This window comes from Archangium sp. Cb G35 (assembly GCF_001896145.1).
Lineage (GTDB): Bacteria > Myxococcota > Myxococcia > Myxococcales > Myxococcaceae > Archangium > Archangium violaceum.
In genome coordinates, this window is sequence record NZ_MPOI01000035.1 from 1 (window position 1) to 5341 (window position 5341).

A 5341-nucleotide genomic window follows, 5' to 3' on the forward strand; every position below is an offset into this window, starting at 1 on the left:
GCGGGGTGGACCCCAAGCGCTACCTGCGAGAGGCCGCGCTGGCGGCCCTGCGCGGGGAAGCGATTCCCCTGCCCAACCAGCTCGCGCAGTCCGCTGCGGGCTGACTCGCCACGGCACTCATTCCCACCTGTCTTGAGCTGACCGGGCGCCGCGCTGGCTGTCGCACCGCGGTGAGCGCTCCCTCATGCCCCGCGCTCGTCGTCAAGCTCCTCGACCACGGGGCTCGGCGAGCATTTACGTGGATACCAAGAAGAAGGAGTTGGTCGGCGACTTCAAGAACGCGGGCCAGGAGTGGCAGCCGCAGGGGACACCAGAAAAGGTACAGGTGCACGACTTCCCGGACGACGCCGTTGGCAAGGCGATTCCGTATGGTGTGTACGACATGGCGCGAAACGAAGCGTGGGTGAGCGTTGGCAAAGACCACGACACACCCGCCTTTGCGGTAGCGTCGATTCGTCAATGGTGGAGGACGATGGGACAGCACTCATATCCGCATGCCACCGAGTTGCTCATCACCGCCGATGCGGGCGGCAGCAACGGCTACCGGACCCGTGCATGGAAGGTCGAACTGCAGCAGTTCGCGGATGAGACGGGCCTGCGGGTTTGTGTCTGCCACTTGCCGCCAGGGACCAGCAAGTGGAACAAGATAGAGCATCGCCTTTTCTGCCATATCACCCCAAACTGGCGAGGTCGCCCCCTTGCAAGCTACGCTACCATTGTAAATCTCATCGGCAGCACGCACACAGCCATGGGACTTCGTGTGAGGGCAGGGCTCGACCACAAGGGCTATCCAACAGGAGAAAAGATCTCCAACGCAGACCTCAAGCGGCTGGCACTGAAGAAGTCCAAGTTTCATGGCAAGTGGAATTACGAACTCAGTCCACGCGGAAAGTTGAGCAAGTAATTTACGCCAGCCGCCTTAAGGAGCGCACAGGACGAGTTCCAAGTGCGCGTGCATGTTGGTCCTCTTGGGAGCCAGCGTCGAGGACACGAGTTGGGGTGTCGCGCTCTATCAGCTTCTTCTTGTGCCCGCCTCGCATCGCCCCACGTATCGGGGGACGGTTTCGTCCGATCGCGATGCGTCATTTGGTTAGAATCGTCCAGTCCTCGCTGTCGCCCCGGGTGCCGTGCTCCTCTGAGACGGACGTCTGGCCTGCATTGGCATATCGCCTGCACGCCACACCTGCTGCCCTCTCCTGGAGTGGTCACCAGATTGCCCAGGACGGCACTTGTGAGAAGAGGTCCGAGACAGCAGGTCCGTCATCCGTTGGAAAAAAGCGTTCATGCGCACTTGGAAACAGGCTCGTTCCCCGTGAAGGCGATGAGGAGTTTTTCGTGAAGAATGGCATGCACCGCCAGCTTTGGAGGCCCGCTGTGATGGCAACGCTCGTATTGGCATGTGGCTCGGAGTTTTCTGACGAAGAGCATGACCTGGGTGTAACCAAGCAACTGCTGTCGATGTTCGATTATTCAGCCAGCAGTACGAGCACTGCAACCAACACCAATTCCGCCACTTGGCCGCTTGAGCTGGGTTTTAACGAAACCGTGATGATTGGTACCTGTGGTCTAAGTGATGCCATTTCGGACGCCACGGGAAACAATGTCATCCGTCTCAAGAATGCTTCGGGAACGGAGGTCACTTCCTGGGGGGTGTATTCACCGGGAAGTGGTTGCAGTTCGTTCTCGCGAATCTCCTACACCGCGCCGGCCGCCGGGACATACACCATCTGGGCCGGATGCGCTTCTTCGCAGTCCTGCAGCGGGACTGTGAGTATGTCCAAACGCAAGGGCCAGATCACCTACAGCGCGATCAACACGAACAACGCCGCTCAAAACACATACAACAAGCAATACTTCTTCAATGGGGGAGAGGTCATTCGCGTCAGTACATGCTCCAACAGCTCCTATGGCGCATCCGTGGCTAGCGGCGACACCGTTCTGCGGCTGTACAAGCAGACAAGCACGACCCCTGGTTACTCCGAGGTAGCCATCAACAATGATGCCGCTGGTTGTGGGACCGCGTCGGAGTTGAGTTACACAGTTCCGATGGCGGGCTACTACCAAGTCCGAGCAGGGTGCGCAGGTAACTCAAGCTGCAATGCGACCTTCACCGTGTACGTTGAGTGACATCCCGATACCCGTAGACATCGACCATGGAAAAAACAATCAGCAGAGGTCTGAACGGAGTGGTGCTGGGGCTCGTGGGTTGGATGATGGCGTGCGTCCCTGAAGGGGGTTCAGAAGGCCGTGTGCAGAGCAGCGCACCATCCCAACCCTCTCAGGTGGAAAGCCGGTTGGACAGCTATTTTCTCGCGACGGACAGCAGTGCCTACTCCGGAGGAGCCACCATTAATGTTGCCTGGGCCGCACCGGCTGCCCACTCCGTGGATGACGGGGTGGGTCTCTTCAAAGTAGGTGATCCCGACACTGCGTACTTGTCCAGGAATTATGTCCCCGCAGGCTCCTCGGGCCTGCTGACGTTTTCCGCGCCGAGCCTGGGGGGTAACTATGAGCTTCGGTACTTGCCTAGTGGAGCTACCACTAGCGTCAGTGCCAGCAATCCGTTCACGGTGAGCGCGACCGCAGGCACCATCTTCCTCTTCAGTAATTACGAGGGGGGAACCTACACCCTGGTGGTGGATCAGTACCTGCCGAATATTCAGATTGGGATTGCGACGTTCAAGGCTTCCAATGTGACGTTGACAGGGCCTTATGCTAGAAATGTTAGCGTTGTCCGCATGACGGGCTATTACAGTTCTCAATCAACGGTACTGGGGGTGCCTTCCAGCAAGGTTCAGATCGTGCCACCCGAGCCTGCCGCGTATAAGCAGGCATACACGGACAACAACAATCTTGCCTACTCGACTGGTGGGCGCGTCTTCACCTCATGGGCGGGCGGTGGCAGCTCCACCACCCAGGTGGAAGAATACTTTATGTCGAAATTCGGGATGGTTCCCATCCTGTACCACATGAGCAGCTACAAACCTTTCAGTGGGAGCATCCCCCTTTCCGTTGCCAGACAGAACATGGTCGTGGTCCGGGACACGCCTCATCTTGACCTAGCCGTGGCCGCAGGCAATCCCACGGGAGTAGCCAACATTACCGTGGATGTGAATGCCACGGTCGGTGCTACTTCCACGCTCAAGCCAGCACTCACGACGGGAGCGCTCGCTGTCGGCTCCACGGTGAAAATCAACAACTACTCCAACATCGTTGGGGCGGGGGGGGCGGGCGGTTCGGGTGGCAACGGAGGAGGTGGAGGGTACTCGGGCAAGCACTCGTGTAGCCGCGATGGACTTTCGGGCGGAACGGCAATCAATCTGACGGCACCAACCACCATTTATAACAAGGGCAATATCTGGGGTGGAGGTGGTGGAGGCGGCGGTGGCTCTGGCTGTAACAGCAACGCAGGTGGTGGTGGGGGGGCCGGTTATGTTGGGGGGGCCGGAGGGGCTGGGGCCAGCCAACTGAGCCATGAAGAGGAACTTGCTTTCTGTGCTCAAGACAATCAGGTTCGTACGGGTACTCCTGGCCGCGCGGGTAGCTCCGTGTTCGGCGAAGGAGGTAAAGATGCGGATCGGGATGGATATGGGTCTTACGAGGTTGTGGGCGGTGATGGTGGAGGGTATGGCCAACCCGGCCAGGCCCCATATGGCTGTGTGTTTGCCTCAGTTGGCGGTGCAGCGGGTCCAGCCATCAAACGCAACGGTCATACAGTGAATGTTCCCGATGGCGCCTACGATACGGGCGGTGGACGTATTCGCGGCCCGGTGGCTCCGTAGGTCTTGTGCCGAATGTGGGCCGTGCAGCTGTTTTCGTTGAATTCGGCACGGCCCTTGTCCACGGGTTTGGATTTCGTTGGGGACGCCCTGGGAAGCTGAGCAATCTCAAGGGCTTGCTGAGCGCGAGAGGGTGGCCTTGTCAGCGAGATTGAGCGAGCGGGTGTTCGAACGTGGCTGTGGCGCCCTTGCCGGAACCTGCGCTGTCCAGCAAGGAAGCGTCCTTCCATGACCTGCACCGCCAGCGCGCTTGAGTGCAGGCCAAGGCCCCCCTAAGTGACTGGTAACCGTTCACCGCATTGGCCTGGTTGAAGAGCAGACGGTGGCGGCATGACCGCAGAAGTGGTGCTGGACAAAAGGACGTCTGGCGTGGTGTAGCCGGGGCATGGTGCAGGTGGATGCCCGAGACGTGCAGATAGCGCAGCTGGAGAAGAGGCTGGAAGCAGCGCTGGAGCGTATCGCGCAGCTGGAGCGGGAGAACGAGAGGTTGAGGGAGGAGAATCGACGGCTGCGGGAGGAGAATCGGCTGTTGAGAGAGAGGCTGGGACTCAACTCGAGCAACTCCTCGAAACCGCCCTCCTCGGACGCCCCCGGCGCCCCGCGCCAGCCCAAGAAGCGCACGGGCCGGCGTCCTGGTGGACAGCCCGGCCACAAGAAGCACGAGCGAGCGCTGCTGCCGCCCGAGAACGTGCGGCACGTGGTGGAGTTGGTGCCCCGGGAGTGTCGAGGCTGCAAGCGACGGCTGCATGGGCAGGACAGCTCGCCGCGGCGGCACCAGGTGGTGGAGGTGCCGCCCCTGTCGGCCATTGTCACCGAGTACCGCTGCCATGCATTGCAGTGCCCTGACTGCGGGCTGGTGACGCGCGGGGAGCTACCCGCGCATGCGCGCCGAGTCTTCGGTGACAGGCTCGCGGCGCTCGCCTCGTTGCTGGTGGGCAAGTACCGCCTGTCCAAGCGGCTGGTGAAGGACGCCTTGTCCGACATGCTGGGAGTGGAGTTGTCGGTGGGCAGCGTCAGCAACCTGGAGGGTGAGATGTCGCAAGCACTCGCGCCAGCGGCGGCCGAAGCCCTCGACTACGTGCGGGACTCGCGGGTTGCCAGTGCCGACGAGACAGGGTTTGCGCAGGGACGAGAGGGGGGCCGGGCCGCTCGCGCCTGGCTGTGGGTGGTGGCCACGGCGCTGGTGGTGGTGTTCCACATCGCCAGAAACCGCAGCGGCAAGGTGGCCCGCCAGCTGCTCGGCGAGGACTATGCGGGCTTCCTCACCACCGACAGGTGGAGCGCTTACGAGTGGGTGGACACGGGGCTGCGGCAGCTGTGCTGGGCACACCTCACCCGCGACTTCCAGGGCTTCATCGACAGGGGAGGAGAAGGCGGGCGGATAGGCCGCAAGCTCATGCACGAGCGCGATTGTTTCTTCGAGTGGTACCACCGCGTACGCGACGGCACCCTGGCTCGCGAGGAATTCGAAAACCGCATGCGTGGCGTGGAACGCAAGGTCGGCCAATTGCTGCGCGAGGCGGCGCGGCGGGCGGAGAAGAAGACGGCCGGCATGGCCCGGG

The 5341-nt window shown here is 61.3% G+C and carries 3 protein-coding genes and 1 pseudogene; all 4 read left to right on the forward strand.

Going from position 1 to position 5341, the window contains the following annotated elements; translation table 11 throughout:
• Nucleotides 1-220: 220 nt before the first annotated feature.
• Nucleotides 221-904 (forward strand): annotated as a pseudogene (locus tag BO221_RS52105) (ISAzo13 family transposase); the annotation flags it as partial.
• Nucleotides 905-1335: 431 nt separating this feature from the next.
• Complete coding sequence (locus BO221_RS54690; protein ID WP_143196198.1) at nucleotides 1336-2127, forward strand: hypothetical protein; 792 nt, start codon at nucleotides 1336-1338, stop codon at nucleotides 2125-2127.
• Nucleotides 2128-2153: 26 nt separating this feature from the next.
• The gene (locus tag BO221_RS57000) at nucleotides 2154-3782 is read left to right on the forward strand and encodes a hypothetical protein (RefSeq protein WP_233166666.1); all 1629 of its coding nucleotides are present in this window, start codon (nucleotides 2154-2156) and stop codon (nucleotides 3780-3782) included.
• Nucleotides 3783-4164: 382 nt separating this feature from the next.
• A partial coding sequence (locus BO221_RS52115) for an IS66 family transposase (RefSeq protein ID WP_073568415.1) occupies nucleotides 4165-5341 on the forward strand: 1177 nt, incomplete at its 3' end.

Excerpts from the sequence above, each read along its gene's own strand:
- BO221_RS57000 (WP_233166666.1), top strand. The coding sequence starts at position 2,154 with ATGGAAAAAACAATCAGCAGAGGTCTGAACGGAGTGGTGCTGGGGCTC.